24 protein-coding genes are annotated in these 25,002 nt (G+C 68.6%); 7 read left to right on the top strand and 17 right to left on the bottom strand.

Translation table 11 applies throughout. From position 1 onward, the window contains the following. Nucleotides 1–8 precede the first annotated feature (8 nt). From GBZ48_RS03160 to GBZ48_RS03100, 13 genes are all read right to left on the bottom strand, one after another. Nucleotides 9–692 carry a TetR/AcrR family transcriptional regulator gene (locus GBZ48_RS03160; protein WP_174469668.1) on the bottom strand — a complete coding sequence of 228 codons (684 nt, stop codon included), beginning with the start codon at nucleotides 690–692 and terminating at the stop codon, nucleotides 9–11. 73 nt (nucleotides 693–765) lie between these two features. After that, nucleotides 766–1,632: a sugar phosphate isomerase/epimerase family protein gene (locus tag GBZ48_RS03155; protein ID WP_174469667.1), complete on the bottom strand. Its 867-nt coding sequence runs from the start codon at nucleotides 1,630–1,632 to the stop codon at nucleotides 766–768. After that, a complete protein-coding gene (locus GBZ48_RS03150; RefSeq protein WP_246306947.1) occupies nucleotides 1,632–2,849 on the bottom strand; it encodes a dihydrodipicolinate synthase family protein in 1,218 nt (405 codons plus the stop codon). The genes GBZ48_RS03155 and GBZ48_RS03150 overlap by 1 nt, the downstream gene beginning before the upstream one ends. Beyond that, on the bottom strand, nucleotides 2,789–3,940 hold the full coding sequence (locus tag GBZ48_RS03145) for a Gfo/Idh/MocA family protein (protein WP_174469666.1): 1,152 nt from the start codon (nucleotides 3,938–3,940) through the stop codon (nucleotides 2,789–2,791). The genes GBZ48_RS03150 and GBZ48_RS03145 overlap by 61 nt, the downstream gene beginning before the upstream one ends. Further along, nucleotides 3,937–5,313, bottom strand: coding sequence for an enolase-like domain-containing protein (locus GBZ48_RS03140; protein ID WP_174469665.1), 1,377 nt, complete (start codon nucleotides 5,311–5,313; stop codon nucleotides 3,937–3,939). Before GBZ48_RS03140 ends, GBZ48_RS03145 begins: the two co-directional genes overlap by 4 nt. Before the next feature lie 142 nt (nucleotides 5,314–5,455). Beyond that, a complete protein-coding gene (locus tag GBZ48_RS03135) occupies nucleotides 5,456–6,280 on the bottom strand; it encodes an ABC transporter ATP-binding protein (RefSeq protein WP_174469664.1) in 825 nt (274 codons plus the stop codon). A gap of 72 nt (nucleotides 6,281–6,352) precedes the next feature. Then, complete coding sequence (locus tag GBZ48_RS03130) at nucleotides 6,353–7,369, bottom strand: ABC transporter substrate-binding protein (protein ID WP_174469704.1); 1,017 nt, start codon at nucleotides 7,367–7,369, stop codon at nucleotides 6,353–6,355. Between the two features lie 97 nt (nucleotides 7,370–7,466). After that, entirely contained in the window at nucleotides 7,467–8,276 is an 810-nt protein-coding gene (locus GBZ48_RS03125; RefSeq protein ID WP_098736847.1) for an ABC transporter permease, read from the bottom strand. A 232-nt stretch (nucleotides 8,277–8,508) separates the two neighbouring features. Continuing rightward, nucleotides 8,509–9,309, bottom strand: coding sequence for an ABC transporter permease (locus GBZ48_RS03120; protein ID WP_109049671.1), 801 nt, complete (start codon nucleotides 9,307–9,309; stop codon nucleotides 8,509–8,511). Further along, entirely contained in the window at nucleotides 9,306–10,229 is a 924-nt protein-coding gene (locus GBZ48_RS03115) for an ABC transporter permease (RefSeq protein WP_246306946.1), read from the bottom strand. The genes GBZ48_RS03120 and GBZ48_RS03115 overlap by 4 nt, the downstream gene beginning before the upstream one ends. A 2-nt stretch (nucleotides 10,230–10,231) precedes the next feature. Beyond that, complete coding sequence (locus GBZ48_RS03110; protein WP_174469662.1) at nucleotides 10,232–11,305, bottom strand: ABC transporter ATP-binding protein; 1,074 nt, start codon at nucleotides 11,303–11,305, stop codon at nucleotides 10,232–10,234. 75 nt (nucleotides 11,306–11,380) lie between these two features. Beyond that, entirely contained in the window at nucleotides 11,381–12,430 is a 1,050-nt protein-coding gene (locus tag GBZ48_RS03105) for an ABC transporter substrate-binding protein (RefSeq protein ID WP_174469661.1), read from the bottom strand. Nucleotides 12,431–12,678: 248 nt separating this feature from the next. Further along, nucleotides 12,679–13,632 (bottom strand): LysR family transcriptional regulator, encoded by a 954-nt coding sequence (locus tag GBZ48_RS03100; RefSeq protein ID WP_174469660.1) that lies wholly within the window; start codon nucleotides 13,630–13,632, stop codon nucleotides 12,679–12,681. Between the two features lie 624 nt (nucleotides 13,633–14,256). On the opposite strand from GBZ48_RS03100, the gene GBZ48_RS03095 reads away from it, so the two are divergent. From GBZ48_RS03095 to GBZ48_RS03065, 7 genes are read left to right on the top strand one after another with little or no spacing between them, the layout of a single operon-like run. Next, on the top strand, nucleotides 14,257–15,390 hold the full coding sequence (locus GBZ48_RS03095) for an NAD(P)/FAD-dependent oxidoreductase (protein ID WP_174469659.1): 1,134 nt from the start codon (nucleotides 14,257–14,259) through the stop codon (nucleotides 15,388–15,390). Next, the gene (locus GBZ48_RS03090) at nucleotides 15,371–15,685 is read left to right on the top strand and encodes a (2Fe-2S)-binding protein (protein ID WP_174469658.1); all 315 of its coding nucleotides are present in this window, start codon (nucleotides 15,371–15,373) and stop codon (nucleotides 15,683–15,685) included. Before GBZ48_RS03095 ends, GBZ48_RS03090 begins: the two co-directional genes overlap by 20 nt. Further along, a complete protein-coding gene (locus tag GBZ48_RS03085; protein WP_174469657.1) occupies nucleotides 15,682–17,133 on the top strand; it encodes an FAD/NAD(P)-dependent oxidoreductase in 1,452 nt (483 codons plus the stop codon). The genes GBZ48_RS03090 and GBZ48_RS03085 overlap by 4 nt, the downstream gene beginning before the upstream one ends. A 13-nt stretch (nucleotides 17,134–17,146) precedes the next feature. Then, a complete protein-coding gene (locus GBZ48_RS03080) occupies nucleotides 17,147–18,289 on the top strand; it encodes an NAD(P)/FAD-dependent oxidoreductase (protein ID WP_174469656.1) in 1,143 nt (380 codons plus the stop codon). 20 nt (nucleotides 18,290–18,309) lie between these two features. Then, on the top strand, nucleotides 18,310–18,657 hold the full coding sequence (locus GBZ48_RS03075; protein ID WP_108547164.1) for a RidA family protein: 348 nt from the start codon (nucleotides 18,310–18,312) through the stop codon (nucleotides 18,655–18,657). A gap of 33 nt (nucleotides 18,658–18,690) precedes the next feature. Continuing rightward, a complete protein-coding gene (locus GBZ48_RS03070; protein ID WP_174469655.1) occupies nucleotides 18,691–19,455 on the top strand; it encodes a transporter substrate-binding domain-containing protein in 765 nt (254 codons plus the stop codon). 32 nt (nucleotides 19,456–19,487) lie between these two features. Next, on the top strand, nucleotides 19,488–19,835 hold the full coding sequence (locus GBZ48_RS03065; RefSeq protein WP_174469654.1) for a Rid family hydrolase: 348 nt from the start codon (nucleotides 19,488–19,490) through the stop codon (nucleotides 19,833–19,835). Between the two features lie 43 nt (nucleotides 19,836–19,878). Here the strand turns inward: GBZ48_RS03065 and GBZ48_RS03060 are convergent, their stop codons facing one another. The 4 genes from GBZ48_RS03060 to GBZ48_RS03045 are packed head-to-tail and all read right to left on the bottom strand — an operon-like array spanning nucleotide 19,879 to nucleotide 24,961. Beyond that, on the bottom strand, nucleotides 19,879–21,180 hold the full coding sequence (locus GBZ48_RS03060; RefSeq protein ID WP_174469653.1) for a four-carbon acid sugar kinase family protein: 1,302 nt from the start codon (nucleotides 21,178–21,180) through the stop codon (nucleotides 19,879–19,881). 5 nt (nucleotides 21,181–21,185) lie between these two features. Beyond that, nucleotides 21,186–22,466: a ribulose-bisphosphate carboxylase large subunit family protein gene (locus GBZ48_RS03055; protein ID WP_174469652.1), complete on the bottom strand. Its 1,281-nt coding sequence runs from the start codon at nucleotides 22,464–22,466 to the stop codon at nucleotides 21,186–21,188. A gap of 12 nt (nucleotides 22,467–22,478) precedes the next feature. Then, nucleotides 22,479–23,018 carry a VOC family protein gene (locus GBZ48_RS03050; RefSeq protein ID WP_174469651.1) on the bottom strand — a complete coding sequence of 180 codons (540 nt, stop codon included), beginning with the start codon at nucleotides 23,016–23,018 and terminating at the stop codon, nucleotides 22,479–22,481. A 44-nt stretch (nucleotides 23,019–23,062) separates the two neighbouring features. Continuing rightward, nucleotides 23,063–24,961, bottom strand: coding sequence for a TRAP transporter large permease (locus GBZ48_RS03045; RefSeq protein ID WP_209798245.1), 1,899 nt, complete (start codon nucleotides 24,959–24,961; stop codon nucleotides 23,063–23,065). Between the last annotated feature and the right edge of the window lie 41 nt (nucleotides 24,962–25,002).

Raw genomic sequence — 25,002 nt, 5'->3', positions numbered from 1 at the left:
TCACCCCCTCACGGCCGCAGCGACTTCAGCACCAGCTCCACCATATGGTCCAGCCGTTCCTCCCGCGCCGGGTCGGCCAGCAGGTCGCGGCCGAAGATGACCGACAGGGTGTGGACGTTGGACAGGTAGAAGTAGGACAGCCCGGCGATGGAGATGTAGAGCTGCACCGCATCGACCCCGGCGCGGAACACCCCCTGCTTCACCCCGCGCGCCAGCACGTCGGCGATCATCTGCACGAAGGGGGAGTGCATCGACTGCACCTGCCCCGACGTTTTCAGCAGTTCGGCCCGGTGCAGATTCTCGATGTTCAGCAGGGCCATGAATTCGGGATGGTCGATGAAATACTGCCAGGTGAAGCCGATCAGCCGCGCGATGGCCTCGGGCGGGGCCAGCTTGTCCAGGTTCAGCGTGCGCTCGGTTTCGCGGATGTGGGCATAGGCATCCTCAAGGACCGCCAGATACAGCTCCTCCTTGTTGCCGACATGGTAATAGAGCATGCGCTTGTTGGTGCCGGCCTGCTCGGCGATGCGGTCGACGCGGGCGCCGCCCAGCCCGTAGCGGGCGAATTCCTCCGTCGCCGCGGCCATGATGCGGGCCCGCGTCCCCTCCGGGTCGCGGGTCACCTTGACCGGCGCCGCAGGGATTGCGGGGGCGGGCGGCACCGGTTCGGGTGTGTCGGTCAGGCTGTCCATGCGGGAAGCCGGCTCCTGCGGTCCGGGGGAGGGAAGGGGTCTTCCCCCATGGTAGAAGCGTCTGCCAGCGATTTCAAACCGCGCTGCGGTGCCGCTCGATGCAGGTGTCCAGCACCTCGCCCATCGGCTTCTCCCACCAGTTGGCCTGCGAGAAGATCTCCACCTCCGAATAGCCGGCGAAGCCGTTGGCCTCGACCCAACCGCGGATGCGCGGGATGTCGATGACGCCGTCGCCCATCATGCCGCGGTCGAGCAGCAGGTCGGTGGTCGGCACCAGCCAGTCGCAGACATGGAAGGCCAGCAGCCTCTCCTTGCCGGCACGGGCGATCTGCGCCTCCAGGTCCGGGCCCCACCAGACATGGTAGACGTCGACCGCCACCCCCAGCGCCCCCGACTTCTCCGGATCCAGCCGGTCGCAGAGGTCGAGCGCATGGGCCATCGTGTTCACGCAGGCGCGGTCGGCGGCATACATCGGGTGCAGCGGCTCGATGGCCAGCGGCATCCCCACTTTGCGGGCATGGTCCAGCAGCTCGGCGATGCCGTCCTCGACCTGCGAGCGGGCCAGCGCGATGTCCTTGCTGGCGGCCGATCCGGGCCGGGAATATTGCGGCAGCCCGCCGACCACCAGCACGAGGCAGGCGGCACCCAGCGCCGCCGCCTCGTCCACCGCGCGGCGGTTGTCGTCGCGCACCTCCGCCGCCTTCGACGGGTCGGCCGGGAACATGCCGCCGCGGCAATAGCCGGACAGCGCCAGTTCGCCGCTGCGTACCGCCTGCACCGCGGCGTCGAGCCCGACCGCCGCCACCTGATCGCGCCAGGGCGCCACGCCGCGGATGCCGCGGCGGGCGCAGGCGTCGAGGATCTCGACCAGGTTGCCCTGCTTGCGCACCGTGGCGGTGTTGATCGACAGCCAGCGATGATCTGCGGAAAAGTCGCGCATCAGGCGATCCCCCGCACCGCCAGCACCGCCGCCATCCGCTGGGCCGCGCGGTCCGGATCGGACAGCAGCCCGGCCTTGTCGGCCAGCCGGAACAGCTCGGCCAGATGCAGGGTGGAGCGGGTGCTCTCCTGCCCGCCGACCATGGTGAAATGGTCCTGATGGCCGTTCAGATAGGCCATGAAGACGACGCCGGTCTTGTAGAAGCGGGTCGGCGCCTTGAAGATGTGGCGCGACAGCGGCACGGTCGGCGCCAGGATGTCGTGGAACCCGGCCTCGTCGCCGTCTGCCAGATGGGCCAGCGCCGCTGCGGCGGCGGGTGCGATGGCGTCGAAGATGCCGAGCAGCGCGTCGGAATGCTGCTGCCCGTCGCCGGCGATCAGCTCGGCGTAATTGAAGTCGTCGCCGGTGTACATGCGAACACCCGCCGGAAGGCGGCGGCGCATGACGATCTCCTTGTCCTTGTCGAGCAGCGAGATCTTGATGCCGTCCACCTTCGGTGCGAAGTCGCCTATGATCGACAGCGCGGTGTCCATCGCCGCGTCGACGTCGGCCGTGCCCCAATAGCCGGCCAGCGCCGGATCGAACATGTCGCCAAGCCAGTGCAGGATCACCGGCTGTTTCACCTGCGACAGGATGCGGCCATAGACGCGGACGTAATCCTCCGGCCCCGTGGCGACGCGGGCCAGCGCGCGCGACGCCATCAGGATGATGCGGCCGTCCAGCGCCTCGATGGCCTCGATCTGCTCCTCATAGGCGCGGATCACGTCGTCGACGCTGCGGGCGTTCTCCGGCGGCAGATGGTCGGTGCCGGCGCCGCAGGCGATCACCCCGCCGCGCGCCTTGGCCGCCGACTGCGACCGCCGGATCAGCTCCAGCGAGGTCGGCCAGTCCAGCCCCATGCCGCGCTGTGCCGTGTCCATCGCCTCGGCGACGCCGAGGCCGAGGTCCCACAGATGCTCGCGGAAGGCGATGCTGCGGTCCCAGTCGATGGCCGGGGCCAGCCACGGATCGCCCTCGGCCAGCGGGTCGGCGACCATGTGGGCGGCGGCGAAGGCGATGCGGGTCAGCGGCCGGTCGGTGCGGGCGGGAAAGCCGCGCGGCGGAGCCAGCGTGTAGCTTTCGATGCTGCGGTCGGCACCCCTCCCCGGCGAACGCCTCAGCCCTCGATGGCCGGCACGTCGACCCAGCGGCGTTCGCGCCAGCTCTGCATCGCGCATTCCACCAGCTGGACGCCCTTGGCGCCTTCGATCAGGCCGTGATTGTAGGGGGTGTCCTCGACCACATGGCGGATGAAGGACTCCCACTGCACCTTGAAGCCGTTGTCGAAGACGGCGTTGTCGGGCACCGGCTGCCAGGTGTCGTAGAAGTCGATGGTCTGCTTCTGGTCGGGGTTCCACACCGGGCGCGGCGTGCCCTGGCGCGGCTGGATCACGCAGTCGGTCAATCCCGCGACCGCCGAGCCGTTGGTGCCGTCGACATGGAAGGTCACCAGATCGTCGCGGTAGACGCGGGTGCACCAGGACGAGTTGATGGTGGCGATCACCCCGCCCTCAAGCTCGAACATCGCATAGGCGGCGTCGTCGGCGGTCGCCTTGTAGGGCTTGCCCTTCTCGTCCCAGCGCTCCGGAATGTGGGTGGCGCCCAGGCAGGAGATGCTCTTCACCTGTCCGAACAGGTTGTCGAGCACATAGCGCCAGTGGCAGATCATGTCGAGGATGATGCCGCCGCCGTCCTCCTCGCGGTAGTTCCACGAGGGACGCTGCGCCGGCTGCCAGTCGCCCTCGAACACCCAGTAGCCGAACTCGCCGCGCACCGACAGCATGCGGCCGAAGAAGCCGCTGTCGCGCAGCATGCGCAGCTTCTCCAGGCCCGGCAGGAACAGCTTGTCCTGCACCGTGCCGTTCTTCACCCCGGCCTCGGCGGCCAGCCGGACGACGCGCAGTGCCTCGTCCAGGTTGGTGGCGATGGGCTTCTCGCAATAGACGTGCTTGCCGGCGCGGATCGCCTTCTCCAGCAGCGTCGGGCGCATCTGGGTGGTGCCGGCGTCGAAGAAGATCACGTCGTCCGGGTTTTCCAGCGCGGCGTCGATGTTGTCGCTCCAGCGCTCGATGCCGTGGCGGCGGGCCAGCTCCTGCATCTTTTCGGCGTTGCGGCCGACGATGATCGGGTCGGGCATGACGCGCGAGCCGTCCGACAGGGTGACGCCGCCCTGGGCGCGGATCGCCAGGATCGAGCGGATCAAATGCTGGTTCATGCCCATCCGCCCGGTGACACCGTGCATGATGAGGCCAAGGCGCTTGGTGCTCATGGGTGGACTCCTTCGGAAAACGCTGATGTCGGGTTTGAAAGGGGGGAAAGCGTGGCCCGGTCGGGACCCGCTGAAGACGCGAAACCGGGACCGCGCAGCGGCGAGGTCGGCAGCCGGCCGGAGCCGGTGGCGAGCCTGACCGCCCCGTCGGCGCGGCGCTCGTAGAAACCGGGATGGGCGGCGAGGAAGGCGTCGGCTTCGGCGGCGCTGCCGAAGCCTCCGCCATACTGATGCCCGTTGCGCTCGGCATGCGGGATGCCGAGGAAGGCGACCAGGGCGGTGTCCTGCTGCACCGACAGCCCGGCCTGGCAGGTGAGATCCTCGGCGGAGATGAAGTGCGGCGGCCCCCAGGCCGCGCAGCGCGCGCGGTTGAGCATCGCCTTGTAGAGACCCTTGCAGGATTTCGACGACACGCCGCGATAGCCCAGGACGCGGGCGCGCGGGAAGGCGTCGTAGCCGTCGTCGGATTCGTCTATGATCACCGGCACCCGCTCCGCCACCGACCCCAGCGGCCGGGCGAGCGCCGCCTCCCGCGCGATCGGCTGTTCCAGATAGGCGAGCGCCCGGCGGAAGCCGGCCAGCGCCGGGGAGGCGTCGATGCGGTCGAGCAGCTCCGCGACATGGGCGGCATCGCGATACTGCTCGTTGCCGTCCAGCGTGGCGCGGTAGTCGGGGGCGGTGGTTTCCAGCACGCCGGCCAGCTCCGCCAGCCGGTCTGCGTCGGCGGCGGCATCGCCGCCCAGCTTGATCTTGAACCAGCGCAGCGGCGCCTGCTCCAGCAGGGCGCGCAGGTCTTCGGCCTTGTCGAGCAGCCCGACGGTGTGGCGCAGCTCGACCTCGCCGAGCGGGGTCAGCCCGCGCAAAAACCCGTCAAGCTCGAAGCCGGCGAGATCGGGCGCCAGCCGAGCGTCCAGCCCGGCGACATTGCCGCCCAGCCCGTCGAACGCGTTCAGGCCCAGCACCCGCAGCAGCCCGTCCAGCACCGCCTTGTCGATCTGCGCCGGCCCGAAGGCGGCGGCCAGTTTCGGCTCCAGCGCCGGGCTGTAGGCGGCGTGATGGCCGAAGGCGGTGTCGAGCCGGCCGTCGGACAGGTAGGCGTCGCGCGCTTCGATCAGCGAACGGCGCAGCCCGTCCACCGTCTGGGCCGGGCTGCGGTCCGGGCGCTTGTCGAACCATTTCGGCATCATCATCTCGGCCGTCGCCCCCCAGGCCTCCCCCTGTCCCTCGACCGCGACCAGGGCGCGGACGAAGGATTGCGGGGCGGCCTCCACCGTCACCGCGCCGAAGCGGAACGGCTTCACGAAACGGACGGGCCGCTCGTACAGCTCGATGGCGCGGATCTGGAGACGGGGGGCGGCCGGGTGGGCGGACATGGCGAGTGTCTTTCAGTACGTCTTCGGCCGTCAGTCCCGCGGATGCGGGACTCCAGCCTGCGCAGCGGTTCCACTGCGAAGTTGTCTCGATCCCCGCCTTCGCGGGGATGACGCACAGTTTCTGCGGTGGGACTTCCGGCGCTTAGTCCAGATGCCCCTGCGCCGCGAAATGCTTGCGGATGGTCTGGGTCAGCTGGATGAACACCGGGTCGCCCATGACGTCCAGCGTCCGCGGACGCGGCAGCGGAACCTCGTAGGTGGCGGCGATGGTGCCGGGACGCTCCGACATCACCATCACCCGGTCGGCCAGGAAGACCGCCTCGGGGATGGAGTGGGTGATCAGGATCACCGTCTTGCCGGTCTCATGCTGGATGCGCTGCAGCTCGACGTTCATCCGTTCCCGCGTCATGGCGTCGAGCGCGCCGAACGGCTCGTCCATCAGCAGGATCTTCGGGTCATGCACCAGCGCCCGGCACAGGGCGGCGCGCTGCTGCATGCCGCCCGACAGCTGCCAGGGATATTTCTGCTCGAACCCCTTCAGCCCGGTCATCTCGACCAGCTTGTGGGCGCGTTCCAGATAGCGTTCCCGCGGCAGCCGGCGGATTTCCACCGGCAGCATGATGTTGCGCAGGACCGACCGCCAGGCCAGCAGGGTCGGGCTCTGGAAGACGATGCCGGTGTCGTCGTGCGGCTCGGTGACGGTGTCGCCTTCGATTTTGATGGTGCCGCTGCTGACCGGCAGCAGGCCGGCCAGCATCTTCAGCAGGGTGGACTTGCCGCAGCCCGACGGACCGACGATCACCAGGAACTCGCCCGGCCGCACATCGAAGGTGATGGGGCGGAGCGACGGCACCTCCCCATCGCGGGTGCGGTAAGTCTTGGTCACGCCGTCGATGCGGATCAGCGGCTCGCCGGACAGGCGCTGCGTCGCCGCGTCGCCGACCAGTTTCAACTGAGGCTGTGCCATGCTCTCCTCGTCGCTCCCTGCTGTGGGCTGGGCGGTGGGTCGGGCGGGGTCCCGGTCGGTCACTTCGGTTCGTTACTTCGCGGCGGCGTTCACGGCGGCGGCGGCCGGGTCGGGCGGCAGGAACTCGCGGGTGTAGAAGCGCTTGGGGTTCTCCTTGGCCGCCGCGTCCAGCCCGCCATACTCGACCAGCAGATCCACCGTCTCCTTCATGTTGGCGTCGGTGACCTGGAAGGGCCGCAGCTTCTCCGTCTCCTTGGTGCGGTAGAGCGGGATGGTCAGCTCGAAGCCTTCCTGCAGCGTGTCCGGCTTGCCGCCCTTCGGGTTGGCCTTCAGGATGGCGGCGGCGGCGTCCTTCGGCGCCTTCTCCGCCTCTTCCACCGCCTTGGTGGTGGCGGCCATGAAGCGGCGGACGAGGTCCGGGTTGCTCTTCATCATGTCGGTGTTGGCGATGATGCCGGACGAGACCATGTTGACGCCGTAATCGGCGAAGCGGATCGGCGTCACCGACTTGCCGGTGGCGTCCTTGATCTTCATGCTCTGGTCCATGACATAGCCCAGCAGCAGGTCGGCCTGTCCGTTGATGACGGCGTTCAGCTTGGTCTGCGCGTCGCCCGACACCACCTCGAAATCACGCTCCTTCAGGCCGGTCTTCTTCAGGAACAGCGGCCAGATCTGGGACATGCTGTCGCCCGGCGTCATGGCGACGATGCGGTTCTTGATGTCTTCCGGCTTGCGGATGTTCTTCTCGGTGAAGCCCATCGCCGACATCGGGCTGGTCTGCAGCAGCACGCCCGGCGAGGTCACCGGCGCGCCCTTCATCGCGGCCTTGATCATGGTCGGCACGTCGACATAGCCGAAGGTGACGCCCTTGCTGGCGACCAGCTGCGTCGTCACCGCCGAGCCGCGGCCTTCCTGGATTTCCAGGTCGATGCCCTCGGCCTCATAGAGCCCCTTGTCCTTGCCGTAATAGAAGGGCGCGTGCTCGCCGTAGACGTACCAGTTCAGCATCAGCGTCACCTTGTCGGCGGCCTGCGCCGGCAAGGTGGAGGCGGCGAAGGCGCAGAGCGCTGCGACGATGGTTTTCTTCATCACGACCGGTGACCTCCCATGGGTGGTGGATCGCCCCGTCGGCCTGCGTTGTGCGGCGTCGGGGTTCTTGTCGATGAATGGATGTTTTGAAGTGCCGTCAGGCGCCGAGATTGGCCTTGTGGCGCTGGCTGGAGTGCCAGGGAATGGAGAAGCGCTCGACCACGTCGATGACCCAGAACAGCACGACGCCCATCAGCGCCAGCACGGTCAGCGCCGCGAACATCAGCGGCAGCTCGAAGTTGCCGATGGAGCGTTGCAGGACGAAGCCGATGCCGGAGTTGGAGCCGACGAATTCGCCGACCACCGCCCCGACCACGGCCAGCGTGATCGAGACCTTCAGCCCGGCGAAGATCGCCGGCAGGGCGTGCGGCAGGCTGACCATCTGGAAGGTCTGGAGGCGCGACGCCTTCATCGAGCGGGCGAGATCCATCATCTCGTTGTCGACCGACTTGAAGCCCTGCACCGCCGACACCACGACCGGGAAGAAACCCAGCAGGAAGGCGGCGATCACCTTCGGCATCAGGCCGAAGCCGAACCACACCACGAACAGCGGCGCGATGGCGACCTTGGGGATCGACTGCGAGAAGACCAGCAGCGGATAGACGTAGGCTTCGACCACGCGCGATCCGGCGATCAGCATCGCGATGGGAATGCCGAACAGCACCGACAGCGCGAAGCCGCCGAGCGTGGCCGTGAAGGTCGGGACGGATTCGGCCAGCAGGCGCGGCCATTCGTCGATCATCGCCAGCACGACGTCGCCGGGCTTCGGCACGAGATAGGCCGGGACGCCGAACACCCGGACCGACAGATCCCACAGAACCAGCAGGATGACCATCAGCAGGATGGGGCGGACCCAGTCGGAATTGAGCAGGCGCAACGCTGCGCCCGAGCGAGAGCGGGGTTCCATGCGTCTCCTCCGGCCGGCGGGCTCGGGGCGACCAGTGTGGCGGTCGCTATGTTTTAACCGGCTGGTTAAAAGTACGTCCGCATGCCCCTGCGGTCAACACAGAAAATGGTGTGAGCGAATCATTTGCATCCTGAACCATCGGCGTAACGGCTCCGATGCCGCGCAAAAAAATACCCCGCACCGGGGAGGTGCGGGGCAGTCCAGGGAGGAAACCGGAAGACGCTTTGCCGTGTCAGTCGCGGCCCTTGCCGACCAGCAGCCGTTCAAGCCCATAGACGCGGTCGAGCACCAGCATGGCGGCCACGGTCAGGAAGATCAGCACCGCCGACACCGCCGCCACCAGCGGGTCGATGTTGTCCTGGATGTAGAGGAACAGGCGGACGGGCAGGGTGGTGGTCTCCGGCGAGGCGATGAAGACGGTCATCGTCACCTCGTCGAAGCTGTTGATGAAGGCCAGCACCCAGCCGCTCGCCACGCCCGGCAGGATCAGCGGCAGCGTCACCCGGCGGAAGCAGGTCCAGGACGACGCGCCCAGCGACGCCGCCGCATTCTCCACCGCCCGGTCCATGCCGGTCGACGCCGCCAGGATCAGCCGCAGCGCGAAGGGCAGGATGATGATGACATGGCTCAGCACCAGCCCGGCGAAGGTGCCGCCCAGCCCGATCATGGTGAAGAAGCGCAGGAAGGCGATGCCGAGAACGATGTGCGGCACCATCAGCGGCGACAGGAACAGCGCCTGGATCGCCTCGCGCCCGAAGAACTGGTGGCGCGCGATGGCCAGCGCGGCCGGCACCGCCACCAGGATCGCCAGGGTCGACGACACCGCCCCCAGCAGCAAACTGTCCTTGAAGGCGCGGATGAATTCCGGATTGTCGCCGATGGCGCGGAACCAGCGCAGCGACAGCCCCTCGGTCGGCAGCGACAGGTAGCCCTGCGAGGTGAAGGCCACCGCGCAGACGATCAGGATCGGCGCCAGCAGGAAGCCCAGGAACAGGACGTGGAAGATCAGCGCGATCGGGCCGTTGCGGTTCATTCGAACACCTGTTTGTAGCGACGTTCGACCAGCCGGTTGCAGCCGACGATGATGACGACGTTGGCGATCAGCAGCAGCACCGCCACCGTGGCGCCCAACGGCCAGTTCAGCGTGTTCAGGAACTCGTCATAGGCGAGCGTCGCCGCCACCTTCAGCCGCCGCCCGCCGATGATCGCCGGGGTGGCGAAGGCGCTGGCCGCCAGGGCGAAGACGATGATCGACCCCGACAGGATGCCCGGCACGATCTGCGGCAGCACCACCCGGCGCATCACCGTCAGCGGCCCGGCGCCCAGCGACAGCGCCGCATTCTCCACCTGCGGGTCGAGCCGCTGGAGCGAGGCCCACACCGACAGCACCATGAAGGGCACCAGCACATGGGTCAGCGCGATGATGACGCCGGTCTCGGTGTACATGAACTCGATGGGCGTCGCGATCAGCCCCAGCCCCATCAGCCCCTGGTTGACCAGCCCGGTCGAGCCGAACAGCAGCGCCCAGCCCAGCGTCCGCGACACCACCGAGATCAGCAGCGGCCCCAGCACGATCAGCAGGCACAAGCCCCGCCACGGCGACTTCATCCGGCGCAGGATGTAGGCCTCCGGCGCGCCGAACAGCGCGCAGAGGATCGTCACCACCGCGGCGATGCGGAAGGTGCGCAGGAAGACCTCGTGGAAATAGCTGTCGGCGACGATGTCGGCATAGTTGCCGATCTGCCAGACATTCTCGATGCCGCCATAGAAGCTGAAGCTGTTCAGCGACAAGAGGAAGGTCATGACCAGCGGCACCAGCAGCAGCACCGCGAACAGGGCCAGCCCTGGCGCGCTCAGCAGATAGGGCGTCCAGGGCCAGCGGCGCGGACGGCGCGGCGGGGGTGCCGTGGCCGGGGCATTCGCCTGCACTTGGCTTTCGGTGGATGCCGCCATGCTCATGCCGCCTCCCGTGCGCCGGAGGCGGTATCCGGATCCGCAGGCATCACCGCCATGTCGTCGGGCCGCCAGCCGACCATCACCCGCTCGCGTTCCGCCGGCAGGGGCGAGCCGTCATGCTGGCGGATCACCATCAGCCGTCCGGCCGCGGTCTCGATCTCGAACAGCCATTGCGTGCCCTGGAAGACGCGGGCCAGCACGGTGCCGCTCAGGCCCCCGGCATCGACGAAGCCGATCTTCTCCGGCCGCACGGCCAGCGCCCCCGGACCGGCCGCCATCGGCTGCGACACCGGCCAGACGCTGTCGGCCACCGTGATGACGGTGCCCGCCGAACCACCGCCGACCATCCCCGGCAGCAGGTTGGTGCGGCCCAGGAAGTTGGCGACGAAGGCGTTGGCCGGATGGTCGTAGGCCTCCTGCGGGGTGGCGACCTGCTGGATGCGGCCCTTGTTCATCACCACCACGCGGTCGGACAGCGCCATCGCCTCCGACTGGTCGTGGGTGACGAGGATCATGGTGGTGCCGACGGTGCGCTGGATGCGGCGCAGCTCGATCTGCATCTCCTCGCGCATCTTGGCGTCCAGGTTCGACAGCGGCTCGTCGAGCAGCAGCAGGCTCGGCTTGATCACCAGCGCGCGCGCCAGGGCGACGCGCTGCTGCTGGCCGCCCGACATCCGGCGGGGGTGGCGGTCGCCATACTGCTCCAGCCCGACCAGCTTCAGCGCGTCGGCGACCATGCGGTCGCGGTCGGCGCGGGCGATCCTGCGCATCTCCAGCCCGAAGGCGACGTTCTCCGCGGCGGTCATGTGCGGGAACAGGGCATAGCTCTGGAAGACGATACCGAGCCCGCGCTCGTTCGGCTTCTTCGCCAGCAGATCCTGGCCGTCCAGCATCACCCGGCCGCCGTCGGCGTCGAGGAAGCCGGCGATCATCTGCAAGGTGGTGGTCTTGCCGCAGCCCGACGGCCCCAGCAGCGAAATCAGCTCGCCCTTCTCCACGGTCAGCGAGACGTTGTCGACCGCCGTCCAGTTTCCGAAGCGCTTGGTCAGTTGGTCGAGAACCAGATAAGCCATGCCGTCGTCTCCCTTCCCTTTGCAGGGGACCCGCCCGCCTCCGGCGCAGCCGGCGGCGGACGGGTGTTCACACCCTCAGCGCTCGATCTCGCGGGTCCAGCGCTTGTTCCAGACTTCGCGGTTCTTGTTGATGGTGTCCCAGTCCACCACCAGCAGCTTGCCGACCTGTTCCGGACCGTAGGGGATGCCGGCCTGCTTCTCGGCGGGCAGTTCCACCGTCTTGTTCACCGGGCCGAAGCCGGCGCTGACGGCGAGAGCGGTCTGCGCCTCGACGCCCAGCATGTGCTGGATGAACTTCTGCGCCTCCGGCGCATTCTTGCTGCCGGCGACCTGACAGGCGGCGGAGCCCAGCACGATGCCGCCTTCCTTGGGATAGACGAAGGTGGCGGGGAAGCCGGTGTCGGCCAGCGCCTTGGCGCGGCCCGAACCCCAGACGGCGATGACGGCCTGGTTGCTCTGGAACAGCTCGGTCATCTTGCCCGGCGACGGCTCGTAGGCCAGCACGTTCGGGTTGATCTTGTCCTTGAACTCCTTGAAGCCCGGCTCGATGTTGGTCTCGCCGCCGCCGTTCAGGCGCGCCATCATCACCAGCGCATGCAGGCCGTAGCTGTTGTTGATCGGCGGGATCGCCAGCTTCTTCTTGAAGCGCGGATCCTCGATGTCCTTCCACGAGGTCGGGGCCGGGATCTTGTTCTCGTCGAAATAGGCCTTGTTGTAGAGGATGCCGGTGCCGACGGCGCCGAAGTTGACCGCCTTGCCCGACGGCATCTTCGCCAGATCGTAGAGCTGGTCGTAGACCGGCGCCTTCTCCAGGTCGGCGCAGAAGTTCAGCGCCACCGCCTGATACATCGGGCCGTCGTCGAGGATGACGACGTCGATCTGCTGGTTGCCCCGCTGGGCCTGCAGCTTGGCGAGGTTGTCGGTCGAGTTGCCGGCGACATACTCGATCTTCACCCCGTTCGCCTTTTCGAAGGCCGGGATGATGTCCTTGCGCATGGTCTGCTCGAACGACCCGCCATAGGCGGCGACATAGAGCGTCTTTTCCTGAGCCTGGGCCGTCTGGACCGCGGCCATGCCGCACCACAGGGCCGCCGTCGCCATCAACCCGCACATCACGGAGCGCATCGTCATTCTCCTCTAGAGCCTGTGTCCCTGTTTACGATCCCGGATTCATCGGAGCCTGATCTGCGGACCGCATTCCATTGCGCTCCGGAGCACCGCTTTTACCGCACCTGACCTTGCCCGCCGTCTTTTGCGGGGCGTCTGCTGCGGGCTGTTTTTCTTGAGGCTTCGCGCCCAGGACATGGATCAAGGGTGATGGTGCAGTCACATAACCGTCAAATCGAATTCCCGCCATCATTCATCCGGAAATGTTATAATTCCGTGCCGCGAACGAGTTGGATGGCGTTTCCGCTGCCGCCGCTTCCGAAAAAGTTGTCGCGGAAGCGCACCGTTTCCTCCATGAAGCCGGCCAGGAAGTCCTCGGCGATCATCGACAGCGGCACCTGGGCGGAGCGCAGGATGGCGATGTCGAAGCCGATGCGCGGCTCGAACGGGCGGACGACCAGCCCGTGCGGGACATAGTCCTGGGCGGTGAAGGGATCGACGATCGACATGCCATGCCCGGCCGCCACCATGGCGCAGGCGTTCATGGTCAGCTGGGTTTCCACCCGCATCACCCGCGACACGTCATGGTCGGCGAAGATGGTGTCGATGCGGTAGCGCAGCAGGGTCGGCGGCGTGGTGGAGATGAAGCTCTCCCCCTCGAAATCCTTCGGCCCCAGCACATCCTTGGCCGCCAGCGGATGGCCGGGCGGCAGGATGGCGACGGCGGGAAGCCCATGGATCTTCTCGGTCAGCACCGCCGCATGCTCGATGGGGGTGTGGGCGAATCCCAGCTCGCACTGGCCGGTCGCCACCCAGTCCAGGATGATCGGCGACGTGCTGCCGCGCAGCGCGATGTCCACCCGCGGCCGTTCGGCGAGGAAGCGCGCGACGTAACGCGGCAGGAACCCCACGCCCAGCGCCGGCATCGCCGCCACCCGGAGCGTGCCGCTGCGCCTTGCGGTCAGGTCGCGCGCCGTCTGCTCGATCAGCTCCAGCCCGACGAAGGCGCGGTCGACCACCTGATACAGCGAGATCGCCTCGCTGGTCGGGGCGATGCGGGGGCCGCGCCGTTCGAACAGGGTCAGCTTCAGCGCATATTGCAGGTCGCCGATCAGCCGGCTGACCGCCGGTTGCGAGATGTTCAGCAACTCCGCCGCCGCGGTGATGCCGCCGGTCAGCATGACGGCGCGGAAGGCCTCGATCTGGCGCGGATTGATCATGGCGCCGCCCCCGCTTCACACCGCGGGCTTAATCCCCTCTCCCCCCTGAGAGCAAGGCGATCGCATATGGTTCCCTCTCCCGTCCCGGGAGAGGGAAGGGGCCCGCCGCGCAGCGGTGGGAAGGGTGAGGGGTAATCCAAGAAACCATGGGGTTCTTGAGTCTTGAGCCACCCCTCACCCTCCCCGCCTTCGGCGGGTCCCCTCCCTCTCCCGGGGCGAGAGAGGGCGTTCACGGACATGACCGGCAAAGGCAGCCCCAAAAACCGACCCCCCACCACCGAATCATAACATTCAGTCATGAAACACCCCTTCGATCTGATTTGACAGTTATAGGTTGGCTGCCGATGCTGTCGCAAGGATCACGGGAACTCGGGGGAACGGTCGGGTATCGCCGGGCAGAATCCCGCGGTGCTCCGGCAAAGAAAACCCTGCAGTTTGCAATACATCCATGTGTAACGCCGGCAGATCCGGCGCGATCTCAAAGATATACGGTGCATCGATAAATATTCGACACTGTATACGGGTGTCGAATTCGGCGATGCGCGCCATACGATAACGGCAGCGGCCGGTGCGCACGGAGTGTGCGATTCCGTCAGCGGGACTGAAAAGGCGGGAGTGGAGACGATGACGCAGCCCAGTCGGGGCGGAGAATACGACGTCGCCGTGATCGGCGGCGGGCTGGTCGGATCGGCGCTGGCCTGGGGTCTCGCCCGTGCCGGCCAGAAAGTCGCCATGCTGGACGAGGGCGACATCGCCGTGCGCCCGTCGCGCGGCAACTTCGCCCTGGTCTGGGTGCAGGGCAAGGGTCTCGGCATGCCGGAATATGCCGGCTGGACCAAGAAATCCTCCGACGACTGGAGCGGCTTCGCCGATCTTCTGCGCGAGCAGACCGGCCTGGACGTTGCCTACCGCCGTCCCGGCGGCTTCATGCCGATGCTGTCGGAAGAGGATCTGCAGGCCCGCGCCAACACCATGATGCGGCTGCACAACCAGCCGGACATGATCCGTTACCCCTACGAGGTGATGGACCGCGAGACGCTGCGCAAGGAACTGCCCTTCATCGGGCCGGACGTGGTCGGCGGCACCTATTGCCCGCTGGACGGCCATTGCAACTCGCTGCGGCTCTTACGCACCCTGCACAAGGGCATCGGCCTGCTGGGCGTCGATTACCGGCCCAACCACCGGGTCGAGCGGATCGAGCATCGCGACGGCGGCTTCCGCATGACCACAGCGGGCGGCGAAATCCGCGCCGGCAAGATCGTGCTGGCCGCCGGCCATGACAGCGCGCGGCTGGCGCCGATGGTCGGGCTGTCGGCCCCCGTCCGCCCGCAGCGCGGCCATGTCATCGTCACCGAGAAGACGGCCCCCTTCCTGCACCACCCCACCGTCTATGTCCGCCAGACCGACGAGGGCGGGGTGATGATCGGCGACAGCTTCGAGGAGGCCGGCTTCGACACCACGCTCCAGCCCGGCGTGTCGTCGGCCATTGCCCAGCGCGCCATCCGCTTCTTCCCGCTGCTGGGCAAGCTGAACGTGGTGCGGAGCTGGGCGGCGCTGCGCGTGCTGACGCCGGACGGCTTCCCGATCTACGAGGAATCGAAGACGGCGCCCGGCGCCTTCGTCGCCACCTGCCACAGCGGCGTCACCCTTGCCGCCAACCATGCGCTGACGCTGGCGCCGCTGATCGCGGCCGGCGGCCTCGGCGACAGCTTCACGCCCTTCAGCGCCGGGAGGTTCCATGTTCCGCAGGCTGCCTGAGATCGAGACCGCCCTCAACGCAGCAGGGCAGACGGTTTCCTTCACCATCGACGGCCGTCCGGCCAGCGCGCGGGCGGGCGACAGCGTCACCGCCGCCCTGCTGGCGAACGGCGTCACCGCCTGCCGCACCACAGCCGTGAGCGGTGCTGCGCGCGGTCCCTACTGCATGATGGGCGTCTGCTACGACTGCCTCGTCACCATCGACGGCACCGGCAACCGCCAGGGCTGTCAGGTGCGCGTGGCCCCCGGCATGGCGGTGGAAACCCAGAACGGCAAGCGCGAGGTGGAGCGATGAGCAGGTTCGATTTCGACATCGCCGTCGTCGGCTCCGGTCCGGCCGGCCTCGCCGCTGCCGCGCTGGCCGCGTCCAAGGGCGCGTCGGTGGTCCTGCTCGACGAGCAGGCGGAGCCGGGCGGCCAGATCTACCGCGCCGTCACCGAAACCCCGGTTCGCGACCGCAAGGTGCTCGGCCCCGATTACTGGCATGGCGCCGAGCTGCTGGGGCCGCTGCGCGACAGCGGTGCCGCCCACTGGCCCGGCACCATTGTGTGGAGCGTCGCCCGCCCGCGCGAGGACGCCCCCGACGGACACCGCCCGATCCAGATCGGCCTGTCGCGCAACGGTTCGGCGGCGATGCTGACCGTGCGCCACGTCATCCTGGCGACCGGCGCCCTGGAACGGCCCTTCCCGATCCCCGGCTGGACCCTGCCGGGCGTGCTGGGCGCCGGTGCGGCGCAGGTGTTGCTGAAGACCTCCGGCCTCGTGCCGTCGGGCGCCACGGTGATGGCGGGCAGCGGCCCGCTGCTGTGGCTGCTGGCCTGGCAGTATCTCCAGGCCGGTGCCCGCATCGACGCCATCCTCGACACCACCCCGAAGGAGAACTGGCGCGCCGCCCTGCCGCTGCTGCCGGGATTCCTGCGCTCGCCCTATCTCGGCAAGGGCATGAAGCTGATGCTGGAGGTCCGGCGCAAGCTGACCGTCATCGGCAACGTCACGGCCTTGCGCGCCGAAGGTGCCATCGGCGGGGACAGCGCGTTGAAGAGCGTCGTCTACACCCGCAACGGCACCGAGCACCGGCTGCCCGCCGACACGCTGCTGCTGCACCATGGCGTGATCCCGAACCTCAACCTCGCCAACGCCACCGGCTGCGCCCAGCGCTGGGACGAGCAGCAGCGCTGCTGGCGTCCGACCACCGACGAGTGGGGCGCCACCTCGGTCGAGGGCGTGTCGCTGGCCGGCGACGGCGCCGGCATCGGCGGCGCCCGCGCGGCGGAGGAGGCCGGCCGGCTGGCCGCGCTCGACGCCCTGCACCGTCTCGGCCGCATCGGGCGCGAGCAGCGCGACAAGGCGGCGGCCCCCCATCGCGCAGCACTCGACCGCGCGCTGACCGGCCGCGCCTTCCTCGACACGCTCTACACCCCGGCGGAAGCCTTCCGCGCACCGGCCGACGACACCATCGTCTGCCGCTGCGAGGAGATCACCGCCGGTGCCGTGCGCGAAGCGGTGCGGCTCGGCTGTTCCGGTCCCAACCAGGCCAAGAGCTTCCTGCGCTGCGGCATGGGTCCGTGCCAGGGCCGGCTCTGCGGCCCGACCGTAACCGAGGTCATCGCGGCGGAGCGCGGCGTCTCCCCGGCGGAGGTCGGCTATTACCGGCTGCGCCCGCCGGTGAAGCCGATCACGCTGGCCGAGCTGGCGGCCCTGCCGAAGACCGACGCCGACATCGACGCCGTGTTCAAGCACTGACCGGAGGCGCCCGATGACCGCGACCGTCTCCACCAAGCCGGCCTCCCTTTGCCCTGACGTCATCGTCATCGGCGGCGGCCTGCACGGCTGCTCCGCGGCGCTGCACCTGTCGATGCGCGGCGTCCGCGTGCTGGTTCTGGAGAAGGACCATGTCGCCCGCCACGCCTCCGGCGTCAATGCGGGTGGCGTGCGCCAGCTCGGCCGCCATGTCGCCGAGGTGCCGCTGTCCGTCGCCTCTATGGCGCTGTGGCACCGCATCCGGGATCTGGTGGACGACGATTGCGGTTTCGAGAGCCACGGCCAGATCAAGGTGGCGGAGAGCGAGGCGGAGCTGGCGACTTCGCACGCCCGCGTCGCCGAGCTGAACGCGCTGGGCTTCACCCACGAGGAAGTGGTCGGGCAGGACGAACTGCGCGCGCTGGTGCCGGCCATCGCCGATCACTGCGTCGGCGCGCTGGTGTCGCGCGGCGACGGGGCGGCGATCCCCTTCCGCACCACCTTCGCCTTCCGCCGCAAGGCCATCGCGCTGGGCGCCCGCTTCCAGGAAGGCGGAACGGTCACCCGGCTGGCCCGCCGGGGCGGCCTGTGGACCGTCGAGACCGCCGACGGCGAGAAATTCGAGGCCCCGGTGGTGGTGAACGCCGCCGGGGCCTGGGCCGACCGCATCGCAGCGCAGGCGGGGGAGCCGGTGCCGCTGGAGGTCATAGCCCCCATGCTGATGATCACCGCCCGCGTCGCCCCCTTCATCAAGCCGGTGGTGGGGGCGACCGGCCGCACCCTGTCCTTCAAGCAGTTTCCCAACGGCACCGTGCTGATCGGCGGTGGTCTGCTCGGCCGGGCGGTGCGCGACGAGAACCGGACGGAGCTGGATTTCTCGCAGGTGTCGGTCAATGCCCGCACGGTGTGGGACCTGTTCCCGTGCATGCGCGGCGCCACCATCGTCCGTTCCTGGGCGGGGATCGAGGCGCGGATGCCGGACCAGATCCCGGTGATCGGCCCCAGCGGCACCGAGCCGGATCTCTACCATTCCTTCGGTTTCTCCGCGCACGGCTTCCAGCTTGGCCCTATTGTCGGGCGCATCACCGCCGACCTGATCACGGGCGGGGCCACCGACCTGCCCATCGCCCCTTTCAGCATCGGCCGCTTCGCCGCCTGACCCTTTGGAGCATCGAAACAGTGACGATCCAGCGCTTCCACCTGACCCCGCGCCTCTGCGACATGGTCATCCACAAGGACACCGTCTATCTCGCCGGCCAGATCGTCGACGACGGGTCCACCACGGTCGAGGCGCAGACCCGCGACGTGCTGCGTCAGATAGACGCCCTGCTGGCCGAGGCCGGCACGTCGAAGAGCAACCTCCTGACCGCCACGGTCTATCTCGCCGACATCGCCACTTTCCCCGAGATGAACGCCGCCTGGGACGCCTGGGTCGACAAGGCCAACCCGCCCGCCCGCGCGACGGTCGAGGCCCGCCTGGCCGACCCGTCGATCCTGGTCGAGATCGTGGTCGTCGCGGGGCTCTAACCCCACCCACCTTCGCCACTTCCGGAGCCTGCCATGAAGCGCCTCGTCACGGGCGTTGCCGCCCTCCTCTTGCTTGCGTCCGGCGGCGTCGCCGCCGCGCAGGAGATCCGCATCGCCACCGAGGGCGCCTATCCGCCCTTCAACGTCACCCAGCCCGACGGCAAGGTGGCGGGGCTGGAGGTCGACCTTGCCAACGCGCTCTGCGAGCGGATGAAGCGTCCCTGCACCGTCGTGGCGCAGGAATGGGACGGCATCATTCCGGGTCTGCTGGCGAAGAAGTACGACGCCATCATGGCGACGATGAACATCACGCCGGAACGGGCGAAGGCCATCGGCTTCTCCACCCCCTACATGGTGGTGCCGGCCTATTTCGTGGCGCCGGCCAGCTCCGCCATCGACGGCTCGCCGGCCAGCCTGCGCGGCAAGACCATCGGCGCCCAGGTCTCCACCACCCATTCCCGCTATGTCGAGAAGCATCTCGGCAGCGACGCGACGCTGAAGACCTACGACACCGCGTCGAACCTGCTGGCCGATCTGAAGGCCGGGCGGCTCGACGCCGCCATCACCACCGGCGCCACCGCGTCCGACTGGGTGAAGGGCGACGGCGGCAAGTCGGTCAAGCTGGTCGGCCAGCCGGTGATCGACGCCGAGGTGTTCGGCCCCGGCATCGGCGTCGGGCTGCGCAAGGAGGACAGCGCGCTGAAGCAGTCCTTCGACGAGGCGATCCGCGCGGTCGTGCAGGACGGCACGCTGGCGCGCATCGCCGCCCGCTACGTCGATTTCTCCATCACCCCCTGAGTTCTTTTACAAAAACCAAGGAGCAGTTTCCCGTGATCAAGCGCATCGAGAAGACCAGGATCATGCACCGCGTCGTCGTCAACAACGGCACGGCCTATCTCGGCGGCATCATCGCCGACGACGTCAGCGTCGGCATGGGCGGCCAGGTCACGCAGATCTGCGGCAAGCTCGACCAGGTGCTGGCGTTGGCCGGCAGCGACAAGACCAAGCTGCTGTCCGCCCAGCTCTTCATCACCAACATGGGCCTGAAGGACGAGATGAACGACGCGTGGCTGTCCTGGCTGGACGGCAACGACCTGCCGGCCCGCGCCACCATCGGCGTCGCCGATCTCGGCAAGCCGGAAATCCTGATCGAAGTGGTCGTCACCGCGGCCGTGTGATCGGCGACCGCGGAAGGCTCCCTCTCCCCTCGGGGAGAGGGCCTTACCCCAGCAACCGCTCGAACAGATCCTCGCCGCCCATCTGCCCGCCCTTCAGCATCAGCTCCAGCCCATCGACCGCAGGGTCGTCGGCATGGGTGCGGCTGACGGTAACTCCCGGCGCCAGCGTGCAGCGGTAGGACAGGCCCCAGCACCCCAGCGCCCGCACCGCGAGGCTTGAGGTGTCGCCGCCGGCGATGCCGACCCGGCGCACGGCCACTCGCCGCAGCACCGCCGCGACGAAATCCGCCGTCGCCGCCGCAACCCGCCCGGCCTGGGCGGTGTCCGCCGTCCCGGATTCCGCCGGTGCCGTCCACACCAGCGTGTGGCGCCCGTCCGCCAGCGAGCCCGCCACCTCCCCCAACAGCGTTTCCGCATAGCCGGGATCGCCGCACAGCGCCGCCGCATCGGCCTGGATGCGCCTGTAGGACCCCGCCGCCTCGATCTGCCGCCGCGTCACCGGCGACAGGCTGCCGGCCATCAGGAAGACCGGCCTGTCCGCTGCAGCCAGTGGCACCTCCGCCGCCACCCGTGCATCGGAGCCGGCGTTCCAATGCGCGACCAGCGCCTGCGCCACGCTGCTCGGCCCGACCGCCAGCAACGCCTCGCGCTCGGCCCGTTCCCAGATCAGCCGTCCGATAACAGCCAGATCCTCGCTACGCGCCACGTCCAGCAGCAGCGCCGCCGCCCCCGCCGCCACCAGACTGTCCAGCCGCCCGTCGAGCGCATCGCCGTCCATCCCGTAATCCGGGAAATGCAGCGCCGCCATCCCCTCCAGCCCCTGTGCGGCGAGATGCCGGCGCAGGTCGGCCTCCGCCATCGGGGTGACGGGATGGACGCTCATCGTCGGGTGGCGGTCGATGCGATGCACCACCCCGCCGGTGCCCGCCGCCGCGAACAGAGTGCTGAACAGGCAATAGCGCCCGATGTTCGGCTGCCCGCCCACCACCGGGCGGAAGCGGTTGGGGAAATGCGGGGCGAGCGTCCGCACCGCCTCGCCGATGCTGCCGACATGGGCTGCGCTGTCGAAGGTGGAGCAGCATTTGTAATGCATCACCGGCACGCCGAGTGCGGCGAAGAAATGGCCGACTGGCTCCAGCTCCGCCCGCATGGCGTCCGGCGCCATGCTGCGCGCCGCCCCGGCGATGCCCACCGCGTCGAGCGGCCCGGCCTCCCCCAACCGGGCGACGTCCGGCACGTCGAGGAACAGCAGCGCCCGCTGCCCGGCCTTCGCCAATGCTGCCAGCGTGTCGGTCGCCCCGGTGAAGTCGTCGCCGTACCAGCCCAGTCGGGGAGTCGCCGCCATCGCCCTCAGCCCTTCTTTCCGAAGAAGTCGAGCGACCGCCGCAGCTCCGACTGCCCCGCCGCCGCTTCGTCCAGCGTGCGTCCGGCCCGCACGGCGTCCCAGGCCTGCCGGATGCTCCGCACGCCGGCCGCCGGCCCGTCGGGATGGGCCATGATGCCGCCGCCGGACATGAACATCAGATCGGCGGTCCCCACCGCCTCCCAGGTGACCGGCACCGTGCCGGCCCATTGCCCGGAGGAGAAGGCCGGCATCACGGCGTCGGAACCGTCCGCCGCATCCGCCGCCAGCGGCGCCAGACAGGCCCGCGCGCCCTCGATCACCTCCGCGTCGGGCTGGGCGAACTTGCCGTTCAGCCCGTGGACATGCATGTGGTCCACGCCCGTCAGCCGCCACAGCGCCTGATAGGCGTCGAAGCCGATGCCCAGCAGCGGATGGCGCGACAGGGCGCCGAAGCCGTTGCGGTGGCCGTGCAGCGCCAGCCCGCTGTGCCGGCGCAGGGTCTGCACCGCCGAATAGCCGCACCAGTTCAGGCTGACCATGATGCAGGACCCGCCCTCGCGCTCCACCAGATCGGCGTGGCGGCGCATGGCGTCGGTCTCGTCGGTGATGTTGAAGGCGACCATCACATGCTTGCCGGTGCGGTCCTGGTGGCGGCGCACCCGGTCCATCACCGCCGGGATGCGTTGGGCCAGCGGCGCATGGGCCGGATCGGCGCAGATCTCGTCGTCCTTGATGAAGTCCAGCCCGGCGGCGCACAGCGTGCCGACCAGCTCGCCGGTCTCTTCGGCCGACAGCCCGACATTCGGCTTGATGATCGAGCCGACCAGCGGCCCGTCCGCCACCCCGGTCAGCCGCCTTGTGCCGGCGACGCCGTGGCGCGGCAGGTCGAACTGCGCACGGTAGTCCTGCGGGATGCGCAAGCTCTCCAGCCGCAGCCCCGTCACCTCGCCCAAATCATAGAGGTTGCCGGCGACCGTCGCCGCCAGCGTCGGCAGATTGGCGCCGATGTTGGCGGTGGGGAAGGAGATGGTGACGCGCGCCCGCTGCCAGGGACCGGGGTTGCGCTGCCGCTCCAGCCAAGTATTCGGCAGGGCGGGGGTCTCGGCGACCTCCAGCTTTTCCACCGATTCGACGATGGCGCGGGCGCGGGCCCGCAGGTCGTCGGTTTCGCCATGGACGCGGGTGAAGGTGCCGCAGGACTGCTCCCCCGCCATCACCTCGGCCACCTTGGCCGGGGCGAGGGGGGTTTCGATCAGATATGTGGCTTCGATGCGGTCGGCGTGCATGTCGGCCGCCCCTTACAGCTTGCTCAGGTCCGGGAAGGGCCGCACCGGGTCGCTGCCGTCCCAGCCCATCGACGCCTCGCGGATCAGGTCGAACATCTTGCCCTTCGGCCCGGCGACCTCCGACAGCTCGATCACCGTGCCGGGGTGGTATTCGGTGTCGAAATAGATGAAGCGGCCCTTCTCGCCGACCTCGCCGCTCATCACCGGCTTGAAGCCCTGCGCCAGCAGACGCTCCAGATCGGCGTCGTAATCCTCGGTCCAGTAGGCGACATGCTGCAGCCCGGTGTTCCCGGCCTGGAGGAAGTCGCGGTACATCGACGGCGCGTCGTTGCGGGTCTGGATCAGCTCCATCTGCAGCGGGCCGGAGTTGGCCAGCGCCACCGAATTGTGAACCTCGTAGGATTCGCCGCGGTAGCTGTAGTTCCGGATCGGAACCCGCTCGTTGTAGAACCAGGGGCCGATGCCGAGCGTGCGGCTCCAATAGTCCATGGCGGCTTCGATGTCGCGCACGACGTAGCCAGCCTGACGGATCTGGCCGAAGAATCGGCTCATTGAGGGAACTCCGATAAGAGGGGATCGAGTAAAAACGGGCGGCGTCAGCGCGCCAGGAACCCGGTCGAAATCCAGGGAATGGCGGCGACGATCACCAGCCCGACCAGCAGAGCGCCGACATAGCCCCAGATGTGCTTCAGGCCGTCGTCGGGATTGACCTTGCTGATGGCGCAGGCGCCGTAGTAACCGACGCCGAAGGGCGGGGCGAACAGGCCGATGCCCATGGCGAAGATGACGACCATCGCATAGTGGACCTCGTGCACCCCGGCCGCACGGGCGATGGGGAACAGCAGCGGTCCGAACAGCACGATGGCGGGGATGCCCTCCAGCACGCTGCCCAGGATGATGAAGGCGACGATGGAGATGGCGAGGAAACCATAGGCGCCGCCGGGGATGCCGGCCATGAAGCGCGCGAGGTCGGACGAAAAGCCGGACTGGGTCAGGCCCCAGGCCATCGAGGTGGCGCAGCCGACGATGAAGATGATGGCCCCGGTCAGCGACGCCGTCTCGATCAGCATCGGCTTCAGCCGGCGCCAGTCGAACTGGCGGTAGATCAGCAGCCCGACCACGGTGGAATAGGCGATGCCGATGGTCGACACCTCGGTCGCCGTCGCGATGCCCTCGACCACCGCGGCGCGGATGACGAAGGGCAGCAGGATGGCGGGCAGCGCCACCATGGCGAGCCGGGCGATCTCGCGGCCGGCGGTGCGCTCGACGTGGCTCAGATCCTCGGTGCGGTAGCGCCGCCACACCACGAAGCACAGGCAGGCGCCCAGCACCACGCCCGGCAGCATGCCGCCGGTGAACAGCGCCGCGATGGACACGCCGGTGACCGAGCCGATGGTGATCAGCACGATGCTGGGCGGAATGGTCTCGGTCTGCGCGCCGGTCGCCGACAACAGCGCCACCAGATCGCCCGGAGGGGCGCCGCGCTTCTTCATCTCCGGGAACAGCACCGGGGCGATGGCCGCCATGTCGGCGATCTTCGATCCGGAGATGCCCGACACCAGATACATCGCGCCGATCAGCACATAGGACAGGCCGCCGCGCACATGGCCGAGCAGGCTGGCGAGGAACTGGATCATGGCGCGGGCCATGCCGGTCATCTCGATCAGGAGGCCGAGGAAGACGAACAGCGGCACCGCCAGCAGGATCAGGTGGCTCATGCCCTCGTCCAGCCGGCCGACCATCACCAGCAGCGGCGTCGAGGTGGTCAGCGCCAGATAGGAGAAGGTGGCGAGCGCGAAGGAGAAGGCGATGGGCACCCCGGCGAAGACGTTGGCGGCGACCAGCCCGACGAAGAAGATGATGAGGTTCAGCTGTCCCAGCGGCTTCAGCATCGGCCCGGCGATCCAGAAGCCGGCGACGATGGCGCCGGTCACCAGCGCCGCCGCCAGCACCGTCAGGGGCTTGGCGACGCGCAGCAGGCGGAACAGCGCCGCCACCAGCATCAGCCCCAGCCCGACCGGCAGGGCGGACGCCCGCCACGCGTTGGAGATCTCCATCGCCGGGGTGGTGATGAACTGCTCCTCCATCGCGTAATCGACGGCGTGGTACAGCACCAGCGTCAGGAAGGCGATGGGGGCGGTGATGGCGATGCATTCCAGCAGGCTGCGCGCCTGCGGGCCGACGCGGCTGACCAGCCCGGTCATCCGCATATGCTCGCCCCGGCGCAGCGCCACCACGGCACCCAGCATCGACAGCCACAGGAACAGGATGGAGGCCAGCTCGTCCGACCACACCAGCGGGGTGTGGAACAGATAGCGGGCGGTGACGCCGGCCAGCAGGACGACGATCTCGACCAGAACCAGAAGGCCCGCCACGACCTCGACCCCGACGGACAGGCCGTGGTCGATCCTGCGCAGCAGCGGGGCGCCGCCGCCGGCACCCAGAGTGCCGGGAGGCTCGGCAAAGCCGTGGACCGGCTCGGACATGTGGGACATGGCGGGATGTTCCTTCATGGGACTGGCATGGGAGGGGACCG

It is taken from the genome of Azospirillum melinis (assembly GCF_013340935.1).
Classification (GTDB): domain Bacteria; phylum Pseudomonadota; class Alphaproteobacteria; order Azospirillales; family Azospirillaceae; genus Azospirillum; species Azospirillum melinis.
Note: the sequence above shows the minus strand (reverse complement) of the source record. Positions and strands in the feature narration are given on the sequence as shown.